General features: G+C 72.0%; 17 protein-coding genes. 12 read left to right on the top strand and 5 right to left on the bottom strand.

The features are described 5' to 3' along the window. Window positions 1–331 precede the first annotated feature (331 nt). The 6 genes from ASF23_RS03260 to ASF23_RS03235 all read left to right on the top strand — a co-directional run bounded on the left by ASF23_RS03260 (window position 332) and on the right by ASF23_RS03235 (window position 9,262). Window positions 332–2,899 carry a carboxylate--amine ligase/circularly permuted type 2 ATP-grasp protein gene (locus ASF23_RS03260; RefSeq protein WP_055949234.1) on the top strand — a complete coding sequence of 856 codons (2,568 nt, stop codon included), beginning with the start codon at window positions 332–334 and terminating at the stop codon, window positions 2,897–2,899. Next, complete coding sequence (locus ASF23_RS03255; RefSeq protein WP_055948708.1) at window positions 2,899–4,698, top strand: N-acetylglutaminylglutamine amidotransferase; 1,800 nt, start codon at window positions 2,899–2,901, stop codon at window positions 4,696–4,698. The genes ASF23_RS03260 and ASF23_RS03255 overlap by 1 nt, the downstream gene beginning before the upstream one ends. After that, on the top strand, window positions 4,698–6,680 hold the full coding sequence (locus ASF23_RS03250; protein ID WP_082473746.1) for a S9 family peptidase: 1,983 nt from the start codon (window positions 4,698–4,700) through the stop codon (window positions 6,678–6,680). The genes ASF23_RS03255 and ASF23_RS03250 overlap by 1 nt, the downstream gene beginning before the upstream one ends. A gap of 157 nt (window positions 6,681–6,837) precedes the next feature. Continuing rightward, on the top strand, window positions 6,838–8,016 hold the full coding sequence (locus ASF23_RS03245; RefSeq protein ID WP_055948704.1) for an acyl-CoA dehydrogenase family protein: 1,179 nt from the start codon (window positions 6,838–6,840) through the stop codon (window positions 8,014–8,016). 121 nt (window positions 8,017–8,137) lie between these two features. Further along, on the top strand, window positions 8,138–8,614 hold the full coding sequence (locus tag ASF23_RS03240) for a hypothetical protein (RefSeq protein ID WP_156364083.1): 477 nt from the start codon (window positions 8,138–8,140) through the stop codon (window positions 8,612–8,614). A gap of 78 nt (window positions 8,615–8,692) precedes the next feature. Then, on the top strand, window positions 8,693–9,262 hold the full coding sequence (locus ASF23_RS03235; protein ID WP_082473745.1) for a DUF427 domain-containing protein: 570 nt from the start codon (window positions 8,693–8,695) through the stop codon (window positions 9,260–9,262). A gap of 61 nt (window positions 9,263–9,323) precedes the next feature. On the opposite strand, the gene ASF23_RS03230 is transcribed toward ASF23_RS03235, so the two are convergent. Then, window positions 9,324–9,941, bottom strand: coding sequence for a hypothetical protein (locus ASF23_RS03230; RefSeq protein ID WP_055948698.1), 618 nt, complete (start codon window positions 9,939–9,941; stop codon window positions 9,324–9,326). A gap of 281 nt (window positions 9,942–10,222) precedes the next feature. Here ASF23_RS03230 and ASF23_RS03225 point away from each other — a divergent pair, with 281 nt between their 5' ends. From ASF23_RS03225 to ASF23_RS03215, 4 genes are read left to right on the top strand one after another with little or no spacing between them, the layout of a single operon-like run. After that, on the top strand, window positions 10,223–10,606 hold the full coding sequence (locus ASF23_RS03225) for a hypothetical protein (RefSeq protein ID WP_055948694.1): 384 nt from the start codon (window positions 10,223–10,225) through the stop codon (window positions 10,604–10,606). A gap of 60 nt (window positions 10,607–10,666) precedes the next feature. Continuing rightward, entirely contained in the window at window positions 10,667–10,819 is a 153-nt protein-coding gene (locus ASF23_RS18115; RefSeq protein WP_156364081.1) for a hypothetical protein, read from the top strand. 12 nt (window positions 10,820–10,831) lie between these two features. Next, on the top strand, window positions 10,832–11,137 hold the full coding sequence (locus ASF23_RS03220) for a hypothetical protein (RefSeq protein WP_055948691.1): 306 nt from the start codon (window positions 10,832–10,834) through the stop codon (window positions 11,135–11,137). A 23-nt stretch (window positions 11,138–11,160) separates the two neighbouring features. Beyond that, a complete protein-coding gene (locus tag ASF23_RS03215; RefSeq protein WP_055948688.1) occupies window positions 11,161–12,099 on the top strand; it encodes an ADP-ribosylglycohydrolase family protein in 939 nt (312 codons plus the stop codon). Between the two features lie 158 nt (window positions 12,100–12,257). Here ASF23_RS03215 and ASF23_RS03210 read toward each other — a convergent pair whose 3' ends face one another. Continuing rightward, window positions 12,258–13,712, bottom strand: a complete 1,455-nt coding sequence (locus tag ASF23_RS03210) for an APC family permease (protein WP_055948685.1) — start codon at window positions 13,710–13,712, stop codon at window positions 12,258–12,260. Window positions 13,713–13,996: 284 nt separating this feature from the next. On the opposite strand from ASF23_RS03210, the gene ASF23_RS03205 reads away from it, so the two are divergent. Continuing rightward, entirely contained in the window at window positions 13,997–16,780 is a 2,784-nt protein-coding gene (locus ASF23_RS03205; RefSeq protein ID WP_082473743.1) for an alpha/beta fold hydrolase, read from the top strand. Between the two features lie 113 nt (window positions 16,781–16,893). Next, complete coding sequence (locus tag ASF23_RS03200) at window positions 16,894–17,322, top strand: DUF6892 domain-containing protein (RefSeq protein WP_055948680.1); 429 nt, start codon at window positions 16,894–16,896, stop codon at window positions 17,320–17,322. A gap of 44 nt (window positions 17,323–17,366) precedes the next feature. Here ASF23_RS03200 and ASF23_RS03195 read toward each other — a convergent pair whose 3' ends face one another. From ASF23_RS03195 to ASF23_RS03185, 3 genes are all read right to left on the bottom strand, one after another. Next, window positions 17,367–18,005 (bottom strand): uracil-DNA glycosylase, encoded by a 639-nt coding sequence (locus ASF23_RS03195; RefSeq protein WP_055948676.1) that lies wholly within the window; start codon window positions 18,003–18,005, stop codon window positions 17,367–17,369. 5 nt (window positions 18,006–18,010) lie between these two features. After that, window positions 18,011–19,222 carry a glycosyltransferase gene (locus tag ASF23_RS03190; protein WP_055948673.1) on the bottom strand — a complete coding sequence of 404 codons (1,212 nt, stop codon included), beginning with the start codon at window positions 19,220–19,222 and terminating at the stop codon, window positions 18,011–18,013. Between the two features lie 74 nt (window positions 19,223–19,296). Then, window positions 19,297–20,142: a DUF429 domain-containing protein gene (locus tag ASF23_RS03185; RefSeq protein ID WP_055948670.1), complete on the bottom strand. Its 846-nt coding sequence runs from the start codon at window positions 20,140–20,142 to the stop codon at window positions 19,297–19,299. Between the last annotated feature and the right edge of the window lie 57 nt (window positions 20,143–20,199).

Genomic DNA, 20,199 nt, shown 5'->3' with positions numbered 1-20,199 from the left:
GCGACGTTGCGGTGTCGGGTCGTGGCGTTGCCGGCCGGGGTCTCGGGCTCCGGCGGGGTCGCGCGCGCCTGCTGCGGCGTCGCGCTCCCGGCGTCGGGAGCTGGGGACGGAGTGTGCTCCTGCGCGGCGACGCGCGCAGACTCTCGGGTTGTGATCGTTGACACCGGATCAATACTGCTCCGGTCATTCTGATTGTGCGCCGAGGGCGCGCTGGCGACTTGTGCTCCGGGGACCGTCTCGTCGACCGGAGCCGGGGGCGGGGCCGGTGCCGCCCCGAACCGGAAACACGCCCGCAATGCGCTCGTCACACGGTTCCGCGTACGGTGCACCCATGAAGGCAGAGCTGACGCTGGGCGCCGAGGAAGAGCTCCACCTCATCGACCTCGAGACCAAGCGACTCTCCGCCAAGGCGCCGCAGCTGTTGTCGAAGCTGCCGGGCGACCGGTACGGGGCGGAGCTCCAGCGGACGACCATCGAGACGAACGTGCCCGTGGTCACGACGCTGACGGACCTCCGCACCGAGATCCTCGCGCTCCGCCGGGACCTCACCGCCGCGATCGCGCCGTCCGGTCTGGCGATCGCGAGTGCCGGGACGGCACCCCGCTCCGAGTTCGCGGACTTCGAGCTGACCACGACCGGCCGCTACGGACGGATGCAGGAGCAGTACCGGATGCTCGTCGACGAGCAGCTCATCTGCGGACTGCAGGTGCACGTCGGGGTGAGCGACCGCGACCTCGCGGTGCAGATCGCCCAGCGCGTCGCCCCGGCCCTCCCGGTACTCCTCGCGCTGAGCGCCAGCAGCCCGTACTGGAACGGCCAGGACACCGGGTACGCGTCGATCAGGAGCATCATCTGGCAGCGGTGGCCGAGCGCCGGGTCCTTCGGGCGGATCGAGACGGCGGCGGAGTACGACCAGCTGCTCGCCGACCTCATCGAGTCCGGGGTCATCGCGGACTCGAAGATGGCGTACTTCGACGTCCGTCCGTCGAGCCACGCTCCGACCCTGGAGCTCCGCGTGTGCGATGCCACCCCGGTCGTGGACGACGCCGTGGTCATCGCGGGGCTGTTCCGCGCGGCGGTGAAGCGCGCCGAGGACGACATCGTCGCCGGAGCGCCCCCGCTCGCGCGCAAGGAGCCCCTGCACCGCGCGGCGATGTGGCAGGCCGCCCGTGCCGGTCTCGGTGGCGAGCTCCTGGCGCTCGGAGCCCACCCCGAGCGGGTCCAGGCGCACCTCGCCGTCCGGCAGCTCGTCGACCGGCTCCGACCCCAGCTCGAGGACCTCGGGGACTGGGGCACCGTCACCGACCTCGTCGAGCAGACCCTGGCCCGCGGGAACTCCGCCGACCGTCAGCGCATCGCGTACGCCGAGCGCGGCGAGCTCGACGACGTCGTCACCCAGGTGCTCGAGGAGACGTCCGGCCCGACCGCGGGATCGGCCGCCGACCGCGGGGTCGCGATCCCCGGGTACCGCGTACGCCGCGGCGACGAGGCCGTCGGCTCCGGTGCGTTCCCTCGGCCGGCGTTCCGGGACCTCGCGACCTACTTCGCGCGGTGGACCGCCGCCGACACGATCGACCGGTGCGGGGTCCGCGACGCCTGGAGCAGCACGAACGAGCTCGGCTTCGTGGTCGACGGCACGCGGCAGCCGTTCGGGTGCGACCTCGTCCCGCGGATCGTCAGCGCGTACGAGTGGTCCCAGCTGGCGGCGGGACTGACGCAACGGGCCCGCGCGATCGAGGCGTTCCTCCAGGACGCGTACGGCGAACGCCGGGTCGTCCGCGACGGTGTGCTCGCCGAGTCCCAGATCGTCGGTGCGGCCGGCTGGCGTGACGAGGCCGAGCGGCTGCCGGCCGGGACCGTGCACGCGCCGATCCAGGGCTTCGACCTCGTCCGGAACGAGTTCGGCGGCTGGCGGGTGCTCGAGGACAACGTCCGCTCGCCGAGCGGCGCGGCGTTCGCCATGGCGGTCCGCCGGCTCATCGACGACGTCATCCCGGACGCCCCCAGACCCGACGGCCTCCTCGACCCGTCGTCGGCGCTCCCGCTGCTCCGCGACACGCTGCTCGCGCCGGCCGTGGCGCGCGGTGTCACGGACCCCGTCGCCGCCCTCGTCAGCGACGGCCCGACCGCCGGCGCGTGGTACGAGCACCGGGCGCTCGCCGACGGGGCGGGGCTCGTCCTCCTGACCACGGCGGACCTCGCCGTCCAGGACGACCTGGTGGTGGACTCCCGGACCGGGCAGCGGCTCGACGCCCTCTACCTCCGCTCCGACGGCAACATCGTCGAGATCGGCACCGACGACGACCCGGACCTCGGCGCGCACATCCTCGACGTGGCGGAGGCCGGGGACGTCTTCCTGGCCAACGCCCCCGGCAACGCGCTCGTCGACGACAAGGCGATGTACGTCGCAGTGCCGGACCTCATCTGGTACTACCTCGAGGAGAAGCCCCTGCTCGAGTCCGTGCCCACCTACCGCACGAGCGACGAGGGTGAGCGGCTCGCCGTGCTCGACCGCGTCGGTGAGCTCGTCACGAAGCCCGTCGACGGCGAAGGCGGCCGCGGCGTCCTCATCGGACCGGCGGCGAGTGCGCCGGAGGTCGCCGAGCGTCGGCACGAGATCGCCACCGACCCGCACCGGTGGGTAGCGCAGGAGGTCGTGCAGCTGTCGTCGCACCCGACGCTCACACCGACGGGGCTCGAGCCGCGGCACGTCGACCTGCGCGCGTTCGTGTACCTGACGGGCACCGAGCCCGGGCAGAGCACGCTCGCGGACTTCGGCCTGACCCGGGTGGCGCCGGAGGGCAGCATGGTCGTCAACTCCTCGCGGGGTGGCGGCGCGAAGGACACCTGGATCATCGGGGCCGCAGCCGCGGCAGCGACGCCACTCGGAGGCAACTGATGTGCGGACTCGCCGGGGAGCTCCGGTTCGACGGGGCAGCGGCCGACGTGGGCGTCGTGGCGACGATGACCGGGTGCATGGTGCACCGCGGTCCGGACGGCGACGGACTCTGGGCGCGTGGACCCGTCGCACTCGGCCACCGCCGCCTCGCGATCATCGACCTCACGACGGCCGGCGCGCAGCCCATGGTCGACGCAGCCCTCGGTCTGACGATCGCCTTCAACGGGATGGTCTACAACTACGAGGCCCTCCGCGACGAGCTGCACGGACTCGGCCACACCTTCCAGAGCACATCGGACACCGAGGTCGTGCTGAAGGCCTACGCCGAGTGGGGCAGGGGCTTCGTCGACAAGTTCCTCGGCATGTTCGCGATCGCCATCTGGGAGCACCGCACGGGCCGGCTGGTGCTGGCCCGTGATCGGCTCGGCATCAAGCCGCTGTACGTGTCGCCGGTCCCTGGCGGCGTCCGGTTCGCGTCCACCCTGCCCGCGCTCCTCGACGGTTCGCGCGCAGCCGGGAACGACGTCGACACGTCGATCGACCGGACCGCGCTGGCGTCCTACATGACCTTCCACTCCATCGTCCCGGCACCCCGCACGATCCTGTCGGGCGTCGAGAAGCTCCCGCCGGCGACCGTCCGGGTGTACGAACCGACGGGCGACCTCGTCGACACCACGTACTGGGCGCCGTCGTTCACCCGCGACCCCGCAAAGGCCGACTGGACCAGCACGGACTGGGAGCGCGCGTTCATCGACAGCCTCCGCACCGCCGTCGAGCGCCGGATGGTGTCTGACGTGCCGGTCGGGGTGCTGCTCTCCGGCGGCATCGATTCCTCACTCGTCGTCGCGCTCCTCGCCGAGCTCGGCCAACGGGACCTCGCGACGTTCAGCATCGGGTTCGAGTCGCACGGTGGCGAGTCCGGCGACGAGTTCGAGTACTCCTCGATCGTCGCGAAGGAGTTCGGCACCGACCACCACCGCATCCCGATCCCGACGGACCGGCTCCTCGCCGGGCTCGACGGCGCGGTCCGGGCGATGAGCGAGCCGATGGTCAGCCACGACTGCATCGCGTTCTACCTGCTCGCGGAGGAGGTCTCGCAGTCGATCAAGGTCGTGCAGTCCGGGCAGGGCGCCGACGAGGTCCTCGGCGGCTACGACTGGTACCCGCCACTCGCCGGGGTCCCGCGCGACGAGGCCGCCGAGGCGTACGCGGGCGTGTTCATGGACCGTCGCTGGTCGGCCATGTCGGGACTGCTCAGCGCCGAGTGGCTCGGTGACACGGACACCCCGATGGAGTTCGTCCGGCAGCGGTTCGCGGTCCCCGGTGCCGACACGAGCGTCGACGCGGCACTCCGGCTCGACACGACGGTGATGCTCGTCGACGACCCGGTGAAGCGCGTGGACAACATGACGATGGCGTGGGGACTCGAGGCGCGCGTGCCGTTCCTCGACCATGAGTTCGTCGAGCTCGCCGGACAGATCCCGCCGTCGCTCAAGCTCGCCGACGGGGGCAAGGGCGTCATGAAGCGGGCCGCCCGGGGGATCGTCCCCGACGCCGTGATCGACCGCACCAAGGGGTACTTCCCGGTGCCCGCGATCCGGCAGATGGAGGGTCCGGTCCTCGACCGGGTCCGTGCTGCGCTCACCGATCCGGCGGCTCGCTCGCGCGGACTGTTCGACTCGCGTACCGTGTCGCGGATGCTCGACGCACCCAACGAGACCCGCACCCAGCTCGGGTCGAACGCCCTCTGGCAGCTCGGCCTCATCGAGATGTGGTTGCAGGCGCAGGGCGTCCGCTGATGGCGGCGTCGCCGTCGGTCGCGTCGGTCGCGTCGGTCGCGTCCGTCTCGTCCTCCGACGCTCGGACTGGAGGCGCGGCTGACGGCAGTTCGTCGGCCCGCGTCCGTCAGGCGGTCGCGCTCGGCGACGAGCTGGTCACGGCGTGGGGGTCCTGGGGACCGACGATGACCCGGAGCGCCCGCCGCGTGGCGTTCGTCAGCGACCGGTTCGGCACCCCTGAGGTCTTCGTCCAGGACGTCGTCGTCGGCGGCCCGCTCCCCGATCCCGCCCGCATCCGGCTGTCCGACGACCCGGTCGTGGCGGTGTCGTGGTCGGCCGACAGCGAGTGGCTCGCGGTCGCCCTGGCCACCGACGGCGGCGTCCGGCAACAGGTCTGGGTCGTCCGGCCCGACGGCTCCGACGCGCAGCAGATCGCGGGCTCACGAATCCAGCACGCCGAGCTCGGGCCGTGGAGCCGCAGCGGACACCGCGTCGTCATCACCCTGCCCTCGACGGAGCCCGAGCAGCCGGCCCGCGCGTTCATGGTCGACCCGGACACCGGCGTCCGCGACGACCTCGCCGTGGGGGAGCTGATCCACATCCTCGACGTGTCGGTCGAGGAGCGCCTTGTCGTGCTCCGTGACGGCCAGCGTGGGCACGAGTTCGTCGTGGTCGTCGACCGGCTCACCGACGAGGACCACCCGCTCCTCGAGGTGCCCCGAGGTGGCTCGGCCGAGATCGCGTTCATCCGACCCTCCCCGGCGTCGGAGACCTCGCCCCTCGTGGCGTACATGGCGACCGAGGCGGGCCTCCCGCGCCGGCAGCTCGTCGCGCAGCCGCTCGGGCCGCACGGGTGGCGGGGGACCTCGCGCGTGCTCGTCGGACGCGACGACGCCGACCTCGAGTACCTCGACGCCGACGACGCGGGGCGCACGCTGCTGCTCGTGTGGAACGTCGCCGGGCGGAGCGAGCTCGAACTCGTCAACACGCACAGTGCGTCGCGGACACCGGTGCCGGACGTGCCGGGGCTCGTCGTCACCGACCCGGTGCTCTCGCGGGACGGGCGCTCGGTGCTGCTCGCCGCCGAGAGCCCGACGCATCCGCGGGAGCTCTGGCGGCTCGACACGAACGAACGCACGTGGTCACGGGTGACCGACGTCCCGACACTGCCGGACGTCCCGCTCGTCGAGCCGACGCTCGAACGGTTCCGGGCGCGGGACGGGCTCGAGCTGTCGGGGTGGCTGTACCGGGCCGCACCGTCTGCGGGGCCGTCCGCCGACGGCTCCACCGGCACCGTCCCTCCCGGCAGTCCGAGCGGCGGTCCCGCGATGCTGCACCTGCACGGCGGACCGGAGTCGCAGGAGCGTCCGGCGTTCTCGGCACAGCACCAGGCGCTCGTCGCCGCCGGGATCACGGTGTTCGCGCCGAACATCCGGGGGTCGTCCGGGTTCGGCAGGACCTTCGTGCACGCCGACGACCTCGCGCTCCGGTGGGACGCCCTGGCGGACGTGGTGGACTGCGCGGGGTACCTGGTCACGATCGGCGTCGCGGACCCGGATCGCATCGCGGTCGAGGGGCGTTCGTACGGCGGGTACGCGACACTCGCCTCGGTGGCGTTCACCCCGGACGTGTTCGCGGCGGGGGTGTCGGTGTGCGGGATGAGCGACTTCGCGACGTTCTACCGGGACACCGAGCCGTGGATCGGCGCCGCTGCGTCGACGAAGTACGGGCACCCGGTCGACGACGCCGCGCTCCTGGCGTCGCTGTCGCCGATGCGAGCCGTGGCGGACATCAGTGCGCCGCTCCTCGTCGTGCACGGGGAGCTCGACACCAACGTGCCGATCGGCGAGGCGACGCAGGTCGTCGACGCGCTGCACGACCGGTCGCACGACGTGTCGTACCTCGAGCTCGCGGGTGAGGGGCACGAGTACCGGCGGCTCGACTCCCGGCGTGCGCTGGTGTCGACGATGGTGGAGTTCCTGGGGTCGCGGCTCGGGGCCTGACCCGTCGAAGGTGCAGGCCCATCGGAGGTGCAGGCCCCCGTCGAGGTGCAGGGCCCCGTCGAGGATGCAGGAACCCGGGGTCCGGCACGCTGACCACGAGTTCGTGCATGCTCGGCCTGTCCGGGTGCCGGGCACGGTCGGAGTACGGTCGGGGACCATGCGCCTCACCGAGCAGCAGCAGTCCTACCTCGCCGACGTCCGCCGCGCGTGCGCCGAGATCGTCCCCGACGAAGCCACCCGGCTCCGGCTGACGAACGACGACGCCGACCTCAACGCGGACGCAGCCTTCGCCGCACTCGCCGAACTGGGACTGCTCGGCGTGTCCCTGCCCGAGGCCGACGGCGGTGGCGGGCGCACGTTCACCGAGGAGTGCCTGCTGCTCGAGGAGACCGCCAGGACCGGGGTGCCGGTGTTCGCCTACTCGACGGCGCTCACCGCGGCGCAGAGCTACCTGAAGTGGGGCGATGCGGCCCAGCGACGGACGGTCGTCGAGGGGATCGTGGCCGGCCGTGTCGAGTCCGTCACCTTCACCGAACCCTCGGCGGGTTCCGACCTGGCGTCGGTGACCACGAAGGCCGTGCGGGACGGTGACGAGTGGGTCATCACCGGCCGGAAGACCTGGATCTCGTTCGCGCACCTCGCGTCGCACCTGCTCGTGCTCGCGCGGACCGCCGACACCGGCGTGCGGCACGACGGGCTGTCGCTGCTCATGGTGCCGACCTCGACACCGGGCGTCCGCATCGAGCCGATCCGGACCATGGGGGCCCGGATGGTGAACGACGTGTACCTCGAGGGTGTCCGTGTACCGGCGGCGTCCGACGTGGCGGACGTGTCCGACGCGTCCGGTGCAGGCTCCGCGCTCGTCGGTGAGGAGGGCGAGGCGTGGCGGCACATCGGTCGCGGACTCGCCGTCGAACGGGTGATCATCGCCGCGATGAGCGTCGGGGGCGCCCAGCGTGCGCTCGACCAGCTCATCGGCCACGTCACGACCCGTGAGCAGTTCGGCGCTCCGCTCGGCAGGAAGCAGGCGGTGCGGCACCGGATCGCGGACCTCGCGACCGAGATCGTGCACTGCCGGGCGTTCCTGTACGACCTCGCCGGGCGCATCGACGACGGGCTCGAGGACGAGCTCAACACCGAGGCGTCGATGGCCAAGCTCAAGGCGTCGGAGGTCTACAAGCACACCGCGCTCGAGGCCGTGCAGCTCATGGGCGGCTACGGGTACGGATCCGAGTTCGGCATGGAGGCACAGCTCCGCACCGCGATCGCGCCGACGATCTACGGCGGGGCGAACGAGGTGCAGCGCGAGATCATCGGGCGGGGGCTGGGGCTGTAGACCGCAGCCCGGAGGCGTGCACGTCCTGCTCGTCCTCCCCAGCTGGCTCCCGTGGTCGCGTTCTCCACAGCGGCCGCCTGACCCATCGGACGGGAGGCGCGGCTCGGCCAGGCTCGTCGGCATGCCAGACAGCACACGACGTTCATCCAGCACCATCCGCACCGACACCGATGTGATCGGCCTCGTCGACGACCTCGTCCACGCGGCCATCCGCCAACAGTGTTGGCTCCTGTTCGTCGCGGAGGACCGACGGACGATCGACCTCGTCCTCCCGATCACCGACCTGCCGGAACACCCGGACGACGACGAGGTCGACCACACCGCGGAGACCATCGCGGAGGTGACCCGGCAGCTCCGCACGCTGTTCGTCGTCATCGCGTGGGAGCGCCCGGGGTCGGCGTGCCCGAGCCTCGCGGAGTGGGAGTGGGTGCACGCGATCGAGGGGGCCTTCGCCGACGCGGGTGTCGTGATCCGCGCGCAGTTGCTCGTGCACGACGACGGGGTGGCGTGGCTGGACGTCGGGACCAGCGATGGCGAGCGCGGAGCCGAGGGCGTCGTGTCCGCCGCATCCGGTCTCGACGTCCGGCGGACCGCGTGACGGGGCCGCTGCCGGAGCCGGGCTCATCGGCGCGGAACTCCTCGGGCGGCCGACATGTCCGCCGCGTAGACCTGGTGCATGGTCACGCCGAAGTCCGAACGCCCGAACGCTGCACGCCGGTTCCTCGGGCGCGGCACGCCACGTCAGGGGCCGGGACACCCGGCACCGATCGAGCCGGGCCCGGGACAGGAATCGGTGTGGGACTACCCGAGACCGCCCAGGGTCGAACGGTCGAGCGAACGGGTCGTCGTGCGGCTCGGTGGGACGGTGATCGCCGACACGACCGACAGCGTGCGCGTGCTCGAGACGAGCCATCCGCCGGTGTACTACCTGCCGCGGTCGGCGTTCGGGCCGGGGGCGCTCACCTCGACGGGCGGGTCGAGCATGTGCGAGTTCAAGGGGAGGGCGGGGTACGTCGACGTCCACGGTGGGGGCCGGACCGCTGTCCATGCGGGCTGGTACTACCCGACGCCGGAGAGCGGGTTCGGGGACCTCGTGGACCGGGTGGCGATCTACCCGTCCGAGATGGACTCCTGCGAGGTCGACGGCGAGCGGGTCCTCGCCCAGGCGGGTGACTTCTACGGCGGGTGGATCACGCGGCGGATCGTGGGCCCCTTCAAGGGTGAGCCGGGCACGCTCGGGTGGTGATGGGCGTGCACCGGTGCGGGGAGTTGCGGCCCCGGTGGGCTCTGTCGCCCGCCCTGGTGCGCTACTGGGGTGCGACCTCGGGGACGTCCGCGCCGGTGAGCCCCTCGACGACCTCGGTCGCCTGGGTCCAGAACTTGGCGTAGTGGTCGGGGTCGGCGTTCACCTGGACGGAGTGCGCTGCCTCGGTCGGGGTCATGGTCTTCCACCCCGGCGTCTTGACGAGCTTGGTGAAGAACATCGTCGCGGCCGTGTACGGGTCCATGCGCTGCTCGTAGGTGCCCCAGGCGCCGTTGTCCCGCTGCTGGAAGAGACCTCGGCTGTCCGGTCCGACGGTGTCGCCGTGGTCGAGGTTCACGAGTCCGGATTCGCCGATGGCGGTCATCACACCGACCGCCTGGGTGTGCGGGCCGATCCCCTGGGCCCGGGCTGCCTCGATCACGTAGGCGGCGTTCACGAGGCGGTCCTGGCAGTAGCCGGCAACGGGTCCTGCAGGGACGACGATCCCGCCGACGGTCTTCGAGGCCGCGGCCGGGCAGGTGACCGCGGCGGGCGTGGCCGCGCTCGAGCCGAGGCCGTGCAGGGAGTTCACCGCGAGCACCACGAGCACGACGACACCGACGACCGCGGCGACGACACCGGCGCCGAACACGGAGGCGATGACGATGGCTGCGCGCTGCACGGGACGACAGTAGGTGAGGACCCTGGAAGTTCGACGCTGCGACATGCGTCCGCCCGGCCAGGGGTAGCGTGGACGGACGTCGGATGGGCGGACGTCGGATGGACGGGCGCCCACTGCCTGGGCGGATCGACGGGGGGAGGGCCTCGATGCACGACCGACGACCGATCGTCTCCGATGCGCACCGCGGTCGTCCACGGATGCCTCTGCGCGGAGTGGCACACGCACGCGGGGCTGCACACGCGCGGGTGGATGCACATGCGCGGACGGCTGCACGCGATCGTGTGATCGCACTCGCGGCCGCCCTGGAGCTCGTGCTGCTGCAGAGCCTCGTGGACACCGAGGTCTGGCTGCGGCTCGGTGGGCACGGGATCGATCAGCACGTCCTCGCCGTCGTGGTCGGACTCGCCGTGGCGGGCATCCTCGCGACCGGCGTCGTCGCCGCCGCGGTCGCGCACGCCGAGATCGTCGCGGCACGGTTGCGCGCGGTCCTCGTCCTGGCGGGGCGGGACGGCACACGGTCTGCTCGCGCAGGGCGCCGACGATGCCGTTCCGCGGACGTGTCGGCGCCGATCGGAGCGGTGCCGCGGCCGGTCGGTGCGCGCGGACCCCGTGCACCCGGGTCAGTGGTCCGACGACCCTCCTGGCGGCTGCTCACCACTCGGTAGGCAGCGCTCACGGGACGGGTCGGCAGTTCGACGACCCATCTCGACCCGAGGAGTGCGACCATGCCCCAGCACGATCAGCACGATCAGCACGATCAGCACGATCAGCACGATCAGCACGATCAGCACGACCAGCACGACCAGCACGACCAGGCGGTGTCGCGACGTCGGCACCGGGATCGCATCCACGAGCGGCTGATGATGTTCTCCGGCTAGACATGGGTCGCCGTGGGGTCCCTCGTCGGGTTCGAGGCGTTCGAGATGATCCTCGGAGTGTCCCTCGCCGCTCCCGAGCTCATCCCGCTCGTCATCCTCGGGCTCGCGGTGGCCTGGTTCCTCCGAGAACGGATCCGGGCGTCGGTCAGGCGTGTCCGCATCCGGATCCGAGCCGCCCGGGTGAGGCGCACCGGGCGCGCCGAGCCGGCCGAGCACACCGGGCGCGACGAGCACGCCGAGTGGGCCGGGCGGGCCGGGCACACCGAGGCCGACCGTCACGCCGACATCGTCCTGCCACCCGGTCAGCAGACCCGATAGCGTGGACGACCGGAGAGGGGACCATGGACGACACGATGCGAGACCGGGCCGTCGGTGCGGTACTGGCCACGGCCTGTGGCGATGCACTCGGGGCCGGCTACGAGTTCGGTCCGCCGCTCGGTGAGGACACCCTCGTCGAGATGCGGGGTGGCGGCCCGTTCGGCTGGAGCCCCGGCGAGTGGACCGACGACACGAGCATGGCGATCCCGATCCTCGAAGCCGTCGCGCGCGGCGACCGGTTCGACGACCCGCGGACCCTCGGGCGGATCGTCGCGGAGTGGTCGGACTGGGCACAGGACGCCGCCGACGTGGGAGCACAGACGCGAGCGGTGTTCGGACGCCTCGCCGCCAACACCGAGGATGCGGCACGGGCGGCCGCGGCGAGCGTGCACGACGAGACGGGTCGGTCCGCGGGGAACGGCTCGCTGATGCGCACGGCGCCCCTCGCGCTCGGGTTCCTCGGTGACGGCCAGAAGAAGCAGCTGGCGCTCGCCGCCCGCCGGGTGAGTGATCTGACCCACCACGAGGAGGACGCCGGCGACGCCTGTGTGCTCTGGACCGTCGCGATCCGCCACACCGTCCAGAAGGGCTCGCTCGACGTCCGGAAGGGCATCCCACTCCTGCCCAGGCCGCGGCGTGCCCGGTGGCTCGACCTGCTCGACGAGGCCGAGCAGTCGAACCCCGTCGACTTCACGGACCGGAACGGATGGGTGGTCGCGGCACTCCAGGCCGCCGTGTCCGCGGTCACACGCGGCGAGGACGTCGTCGACGTGCTCGAGCTGGCCGTCAGGGGCGGCGCGGACACCGACACCGTCGCGGCGATCGCCGGGGGTCTCGCCGGCGCCCGGTTCGGCGCGGATGCCCTCCCGGCGCGCTGGACGACACTCGTCCACGGATGGCCGGGCAAGCGGATCGACTGGCTGCGGAAGCAGGCGGACCGGGCGGTCGCACGCGTCGCATGACGGGCCTCCCGTCCGCATCGTCGGCAGAGCCGGCAGGCGGCAGACCCGGCAGGTGACCGCAGACGAGACGTGCCGAACTGTCGGGTCCAGGAACGCGACCCGACAGTTCCACACGTCTCAGCGTCACGGCACCGCGGCAGCGCGGCACCCCGGCACAGTCAGCGCTCCGGCGACGCCTCCGCAGACGCAGACTCCGACGCCGTCTCCGCCGATCCGGACGAGCCGACCTCGGCGGACCCGCGACGCCGCCGCGAGAACCACGTCACCGCCCAGAGGACGATCCCGATCGCGAGCAGGCCCCCGGCGATCTGGTACTGCTCGACCGCACGGCCCGAGGACACCGGGAGCACGAGCCACACGCACGCCACGACCCCGATGAGCGGCACCACGACCCCGGCCCGGAAGTGCTTGTGCTCCACCCGGTCCTTCCGGAGCACGAGCACCACGACGTTCACGACCGCGAACACCGCGAGGAGCAGGAGCGACGTCGTGCCACCGAGCACGGCCACGATGGGGGACTCCGGCGAGAGCGACACCCAGCCGATGAGCGCCAGGGACAGCAGTGTGGTGAAGACGATCGCGGCCGACGGGGTCCTGCGGGTCGGGCTGACCTTCGACAGGAAGCCCGGGAGGACCCCCTGCTTGCTCATCCCGTAGAGCAGACGCGACGCCATCATCATGTTGATCAGCGCGCTGTTCGCGACGGCGAACATCGAGATGAAGGGCAGCAGCGCCCCGATCGGGAACCCGGGTGCGGCGGTGTTCACGACGGTGACGAGGGGGGTCTCGTTGTCGGCGAGCTGACCGACCGGAACGATCGCGACGGCGACGATGCCGACGAGCACGTAGATGACCGCCGTGATCGAGAGTCCCGTGAGCATGACCTTCGGGAAGATCCGCGACGGGTCCTTGGTCTCCTCGGCCATGTTCACCGAGTCCTCGAACCCCACCATCGCGAAGAACGCCAGCGAGGTCGCCGCCGAGATGGACAGCAGCAGGGACTTGTCCGACGGGCTCTCGAAGAGCACGACCCGCGAGAAGTCCGCGTTCCCACCGGCGATCGCCCAGAACCCGATGAGGATCACCATCACGAGGCCGGACAGCTCGACGAGGGTGAGCACGACGTTCGTCTTGACGCTCTCGCTGACCCCGCGGAAGTTCACCGCCATCACGAGCAGCATGAAGAGCATCGCGATGAGCATCACCACGCCGTTCGGCAGCTCGAGGCCGAACCCGACGCCGAGGTTCGCGGCGAACGCCCTGGACGCCGTCGACGCCGACGTGATCCCGGAGCACATCACCACGAACGTCACGATGAACGTGACGAAGTGGATGCCGAACGCCTTGTGCACGTAGAGCGCGGCACCCGCCGTCTGCGGGTACTTCGTCACGAGCTCCAGGTAGGAGAACGCGGTGAGGAGCGCCACGCCGAACGCCACGAGGAAGGGCACCCACGCGGCGCCCCCGACCTCCGCGGCGACCTGTCCGGTGAGGGCGTAGACACCCGTCCCGAGGATGTCGCCGACGATGAACAACAGCAGGAGCTTCGGGCCGATGACGCGTTTCAGCTCGGTGTCGCCGTCCGGGGCCGCGGTGGGAGTCGTGGTTGCCATGCCTCAGCCTGACGCGGTTCCCCGGAACCTGTCCGTCCTCACAGCAACCTCTCCGCTGCCTGCAACACGCCGTTCGCGCGGGGAGGACCGAACCACCTGTCCACCGGTTCCGAACAACCATCGGACAGCCACTCCAGCTTGCGTCGACCACATCCCGACCGACGCGGGCAATGAGGCGGGACCCCGCATGATCGACGCTCATCTATGGACGAGCTGTGGACCGGCGGGTACCGTGACACCCAACCACTGACTGACCCCCGAACCCGAAACGGGAGGTTTCACCCTTGTTGACCCACGCCCACTCCCAGGCGCAGATCGACTCGGAGCCCGTCGGGTCCCTCATCGAGGGACTCGCGATCTCCGCAGCCACCAACCCCGACGGCTCGGCACTCACCGACGCCAGCCGTTCGCTCACCTACCGCGAGACCGATCGACTCACGGGCGCGCTCGCCGTGCTGTTGGACGACCGACTCGCGCCGGACGACCACACCGGCCCCGGTGTCGGACCGACCCTCGGTGGCGACACCGTCCCGGTCGGACTGATGACCGCGCACGGCACCGACGGTGTCCTCGCGATGCTCGGGCTCGTCAAGGCCGGGCGGCTGTTCGTCGCGCTCGATCCACACCTCCCGCAGGCGCGTCTCGAGCACGTGATCCGGCTCGCCGGCATCCGCGAGGTCATCGCCGACGACGCGAACCACGAGTACTCGCTGCCGCTCGTCGACGGTGCCGACCGAGTGCACGCGCTGTCGTCCATGCTCGGTGACGCCGCTGCCGTCGCGGCGGGCGACGACGCGATCCCCCTCGTTCCGGCAGGCCTCGAGCGCGGTGGTCGTGACGGTATCACCATCATCTTCACCTCCGGCTCGACCGGGGCGCCGAAGGGCGTCGTCATGACGCACCGACAGGTGCTCGTCGACGCCGCGAGTGAGCGGATCGCCTTCCGGATCGGTGCTAATGACCGGGTCTCCTCGGTCCTGCCGCACGGGTTCGCCGCAGGGTTCTCGCTCGTCGTCACCGGGCTGCTCGCCGGCGCGAGCGTCCACATCGTCGATCCCCGCGACACCGGGATCGAGAAGCTCATGGCGTGGATCGTGGACCAGCGGGTCACGACGTTCCACTGCACACCGCACCTCGTGCGCTCGGTCGTCGCAGCCCTCGACGCCGACGAGTCGCGGCTGCACGGCGTCCGGATGTTCGCGACGGTCGGCGAAGCGATCACCGGTCCGGACATCGCCGCGCTCCGGCCGTTCATGCACGAGGACGCGTCCTTCTTCAACTGGACCGGCTCGAGCGAGACGAACGTGATCGCCTTCAACGAGATCGCCCCGGGGGACCCGATCCCCGACGGTCCCGTCCCCTCCGGCCGGATCGCGTTCGGCAAGGAGGTCAGGATCCTCCGCGCGGACGGATCGCTGGCCGACGTCGGCGAGACCGGCGACATCCAGGTCGTCTCCGACGCCATGACGGCCGGGTACTGGGGCGCCCCGGAGCAGACGGCGGCGCGAGCCGGCGTCGACGACGACGGCACCCCGACGTGGAAGCAGGGCGACCTCGGCCGGTTCGACGCCGAGGGGCGCATCACGCTCCTCGGTCGCGCGGACGACGCGGTCAAGGTCCGTGGCTACCTCGTCGAGCCGAGCGAGGTCGAGGCCGCCATCCGTGCGCTCGACGGTGTCCAGGACGCCATCGTGCTCGCCGTCAAGAACCCACCGGCACCGACGCGCCTCGTGGCCTACGTCGTGCAGCGCTCCGGCCGGCGGACCGCGTCGCCCGCGGCGATCCGTCGGGCACTCCGCGACCAGCTGCCGGACTACATGGTCCCCGGTGCGATCGTGCCGATGATCGTGCTCCCGCGGAACGAGCGCGGCAAGGTCGACCGTGCACAGCTGCCCGCGGTCCCGGCCCCCGGCGCGACGACGCCGGTCACGGCACCGACCGTCACCGCGACGGACTCCGAGGTCGACGCCGCGCAGGTGGTCGTCGGTGCCGCCGAGTCCACCGGCACCGAGATGTCCGAGACGACCTTCGACCAGTGGGAGCTCGTGGTCGGCCAGATCTGGGCCGAGGTCCTCGGTCTCCCGTCGGTGGGACTCGACGACGACTTCGCCGAGCTCGGTGGCGACTCGCTGTCCGCCGAGGAGATGCTCGCCACGGTGCAGGAGCGCATCGGCGTGGACCTCCGGTCGTCGGAGATCCTCGAGAACCCGACCGTCCGCGAGTTCGCGCGCCGGGTCCGCTCCGGGGCCGCCGCGATCCCGAGCCACCCGGACGTCGTCAAGCTGACGAGTGGCGGGAGCGGCTCGCCGGTCTTCTGCATCACGGGTGCCGGCGCGCTCGCGCTGACGTTCCTGCCGCTGTCCCGGCACCTCGCCGGGCATGACGTGTACGCCTTCCAGCAGCACGGTCTCGAGCGCCGGACGTTCCCGGACTGGAGCATCGAGGCGTCCGCCAAGCGGTACCTCGAGCTCATGCGGGTCGTCCAGCCCCACGGTCCGTACCTCATCGTCGGACACTCGCTCGGTGGGCTCGTCGCCCTTCAGATCTCGAGGATGCTGACCACCGCGGGCGAGGTCGTCGAGCACGTCGTGCTCCTCGACACCTACCTCCCGCGCACCACCGCTGAGCAGGGTGCCCTCGAGTTCGCGAGGCTCCCCGACCGCGAGAACGCCAACCCCGCGATCGCGGCGGTCCTCCGGACGGTCGACAAGCAGGTCCGCCGTGTCCTGCCGGGAGGCGCGGCGCAGTTCCGCCGCGTCGGCCGCCGGATCCGCGCGTACGGAGCGGGTGTGTTCCAGTACTCGGGGCAGAAGCAGTTCGACGCGCTGTTCGACCAGGCGTCGCTCATGTCGAAGCGCTACAGGGTGCCGCAGTACGACGGCCGCGTGACGTTCGTGCAGGCGGACAACAACCCCGACGGCCGCGAGGCGTGGGCGGAGTTCCTGACCGGTGACATGCGCTGGCCGCGGCTCGAGAGCGAGCACTCCTCGCTGCTGCGGGAGCCGCACGTCACCGAGCTGGCAGCCGTGCTCCGCGCGGCGATCGACGAGGACGTCCCCGCGTCCTGACACCGGTCGGGTGGCGACCGCCTGATGGCGTCCGCTGCGGACCGGACTGGAGGCGCGCCTCCCGTCCGGTCCGTTCCGCGCGTCCGTCAGGCGGCCGGTCTACGATCCTCGCCATGGACGCTGCCTCGAACGGAACCGAAGAGCCCTACGACTTCGCCGACTTCAACGCCAAACTGCTCGTGCTCGAGGCGCTGTGCTACGACCTCGACGTGCTCGTGCCGTACACCGGCGGGGCGGAGGACGGCGACGAGGAGGGCGACGCCGTCGAGGGACAGGACGCGCTCGCCCGGGAGTACTACGCATCGCTCGACGTGATGCCCGCCCAGCTCGAGCTCGTCACGACGCTGACCATCGACGGCACGCTCGAGATCTACCAGGACGTGCACCCGGACTGGGACGGTGACGACGACCGCTACGACCCGCAGACGTGGTCGGACATCGTCGACCTGCCGGCGCTCGAGGCCGTGTGGACCGTCGCACCGCTCCCGGCGCACGTCGACGCGGAGCTGCGGGCGAAGGGCGTGACGATCGAGACGGAGTGAGCTGACCGGCGGGTGCGTCGCGGTGCCGCGGTGCCGCGGTGGCCTCAGTGTGCTGCCGCGAACGCGGCCAGCTGCTCGGTGAACTGCCGAGCTCCGCCCTGCGCCGGGTGCCGCACCGCAACGGCGTCGACGCCCGCGTCCGCCAGTGCACCCTGTGCCTTCCTCCCGACGGCGACGACGTGCTCGATCCCCATCGCCGACGCCAGTTCGAGCGCGATCGGCGCACCGGCCCGGACCTCGGCGGGACGCGGGGTGCGATTCGTGAGGCGGTCTCCAGCGACGAACGGGTGGTGCGGGAACACACCCCATGCCACGGGCAGCGGGACGGACCAGTCCCGGAGCGCTGACCAGACGATGCGCGACGAGGCCTCCCACGGGGCCGTCGGTTCCGGTGGGACGCGGAACCCGTCGCCGGCCTCGTCGCCCGTCACGAGGCCGGGCCGGGCATCGAGTTCCCGGACGCTCGTGAACGGCACCCCGGTGTTCGTCATGCCGCGCCAGCCGGGCGCCTCGGCGAGCATGAGGACCCGGGAGCCCGCGTCGTGCAGCAGCGACAGGTACCGGTCGAGGTTCGCGCGACGGAGCGCGCCGTCCGGGGTCCCGGCGTCGTACAGGAACTCGGCGTCCGCCTCGACCGGCAGCGCGTCGAGCAGCGACCAGAACCGCGCGAGGTCGAGCGTCACGGAGTTCAGACGCCGGGGACCCGACGGACCCGGCGGTAGACGTCCACGAGCCCGGCGGCCGACTGCTCCCAGCTGAGGCGTTCGGCGTGCTCCCGGCCCGCTGTCGCGAGCTGCCGTGCGTGCTCCGGGTCGGTGAGGATCCGGGTGATCGCGGCGGCCCAGTCGGTGGCCTCGCGGGACTCGAGTACGACACCGGTCTCACCGTGCACGACCGCCTCGCGGAGTCCGCCGGTGGCCGCCGCGACGACGGGGACGCCGGAGGCCGAACCCTCGAGCGCGACGAGGCCGTACGTCTCGGAGTGCGAGGGCACGAGCACGAGGCTCGATCCGCGGAAGAGCATCGCCAGGTCGGGCCGGGACTGCGGTCCGACGAAGTGCACCCTGTCGGCGATCCCGAGGTCTGCGGCCATCGCGCGCAGCTCCTCGACGTAGCCACCGGCCTCGCTCGACGCGTCACCAGCGATGACGAGGTCCGGGCGGACGTCCTCGGGCACGGCGGCGATCGCGGCGATCGCGAGGTCGAGGCCCTTGAGCGGTTGGACCCGGGCCGCGGCCACGGCGTAGGGCCGTCGTGCTCGCATGCCGCCGGTCGCGGGGCGGAACACGGACCCGTCGACACCGGGAGGCACGATCACCACGCGGTCCGCGGGTGCGCCGAGCCGGGTGCGGATCGTCGTCGCCTCGGCCTCGCTGATCGCGACGACGGCGTCCGACGACCGCGCGAGGAACGTCTCGCCCGCCATCCGTCCGGCGGACTCGGGGCGCTCGCCCTCGGACAGCGGCGTGGTGGCGTCGGCGGCGATCGAGTGGAAGGACTGCACGTGCGGGACGCCGCGGTCGCGGGCGACGGGGAGGGCGGCCATGCCGGAGAACCAGTGGTGCGAGTGGAACACGTCGAACTCGCGGTCGAGTGCGGCGAGGCCGTCGCGGAACGGCTCGATGAACGCGTCGTGTTCGCCCTTCGGGACCGCCTCGGCAGGCCCCGCGGACAGGAAGCGGAGGCAGACGCCCTCGACGAGCTCGACGACGTCGGGCTGGTCCGGCGAGGATCGCCGGGTGATCACCTCGACCGCGTGTCCGAGGTCCGCGAGCGCCTCGGCCTGGTGTCGGACCACGACGTTCATGCCCCCGACCTCGCCGGATCCCGGCTCGTCGCCGGGGGAGGTGTGGAGGGAGACCAGCGCGATGCGCAGTCGGTCGGTGCGCGCGTCGGTCACGGACCAACCCTAGCCGGGAGGCGCGGGGCGGGCCCGCACCGTCCCTCCAGTCCGGCGTACCGCTCCGGCGCCGCTCACGGACGCGGCCGGCGCTGCTCGGGGCGAGCGGGCGCGACGATGCCCGGCCGGCGGCCGAGTGCGTCCGGGGCGTCCTCGGGGACCAGCCCGTCGGTGCCGAGGACCTGCACGCGTTCGTCGCCGTGCCGCTCCCAGTACGCTGCGGTCCATGCGCAGAGGGCGCCGTCGAGCAGGTCCTCGCGGTGCTTGTACGCGCGATCGACGATGCCCGACGGCTCGGTGACGAGCTCGGCGGTCGTCGGGTGGGTCTCGAGCCGGAGCGGTGGGTCGGCGAGCGTGCCGATCCGCCGGACGAGCTCGTCGAAGGCGACTGCGCGACGCGCGCGGGCCTCCGGCCGGGGGATGCTCGTGTCGAGGCGCTTGTACCGCGGGCGCTCGTCGTCGTAGCCGAGCTCCTCGACCCCGACGATGGTCGTGTACGGGTAGCACTCGAACACCGCTGGGCCGGTCCGCTCCCGCATCGACGCCGTGTCCGACACGTACCCGACGTCGTGCGACGCCAACCGGTCGAGCAGTCGTGCGCCGGCCTGGTGCGGGGTGCCGAGGTTCGTCGGGTTCGCGGCGACGCGCCACCGGCCGTAGCGCGAAGCGACCTGCCGCTCCCCGGCACGCATCGTCCGCGCCGGGTTCGTCACCACGAGCGAGGCGTCGACCGCGACGAGGGTCCGAGGTCCGAGCCGGTCGGCGATCCACGTCTCGACGGCGTCGAGCCCGCGGGCCCAGCCGGCGTCGAGCACGGTGCCGTCGCGAGCGAGTGCAGCGAGCCCCGTCTCGTTGGCCGGCCGCGTGGGGGAGCCCTCGCCCCAGGCCAGGTCCACCCCGAGGTACGCCGCATCCGTCACGTGTCGAGTCTGCCCGGTCGTGGCTCCGGCCGGAGCGGCTCGTGGGGCTGGTCGCTG

It is taken from the genome of Curtobacterium sp. Leaf261 (assembly GCF_001422205.1).
Classification (GTDB): Bacteria; Actinomycetota; Actinomycetes; order Actinomycetales; family Microbacteriaceae; genus Curtobacterium.
Note: the sequence above shows the minus strand (reverse complement) of the source record. Positions and strands in the feature narration are given on the sequence as shown.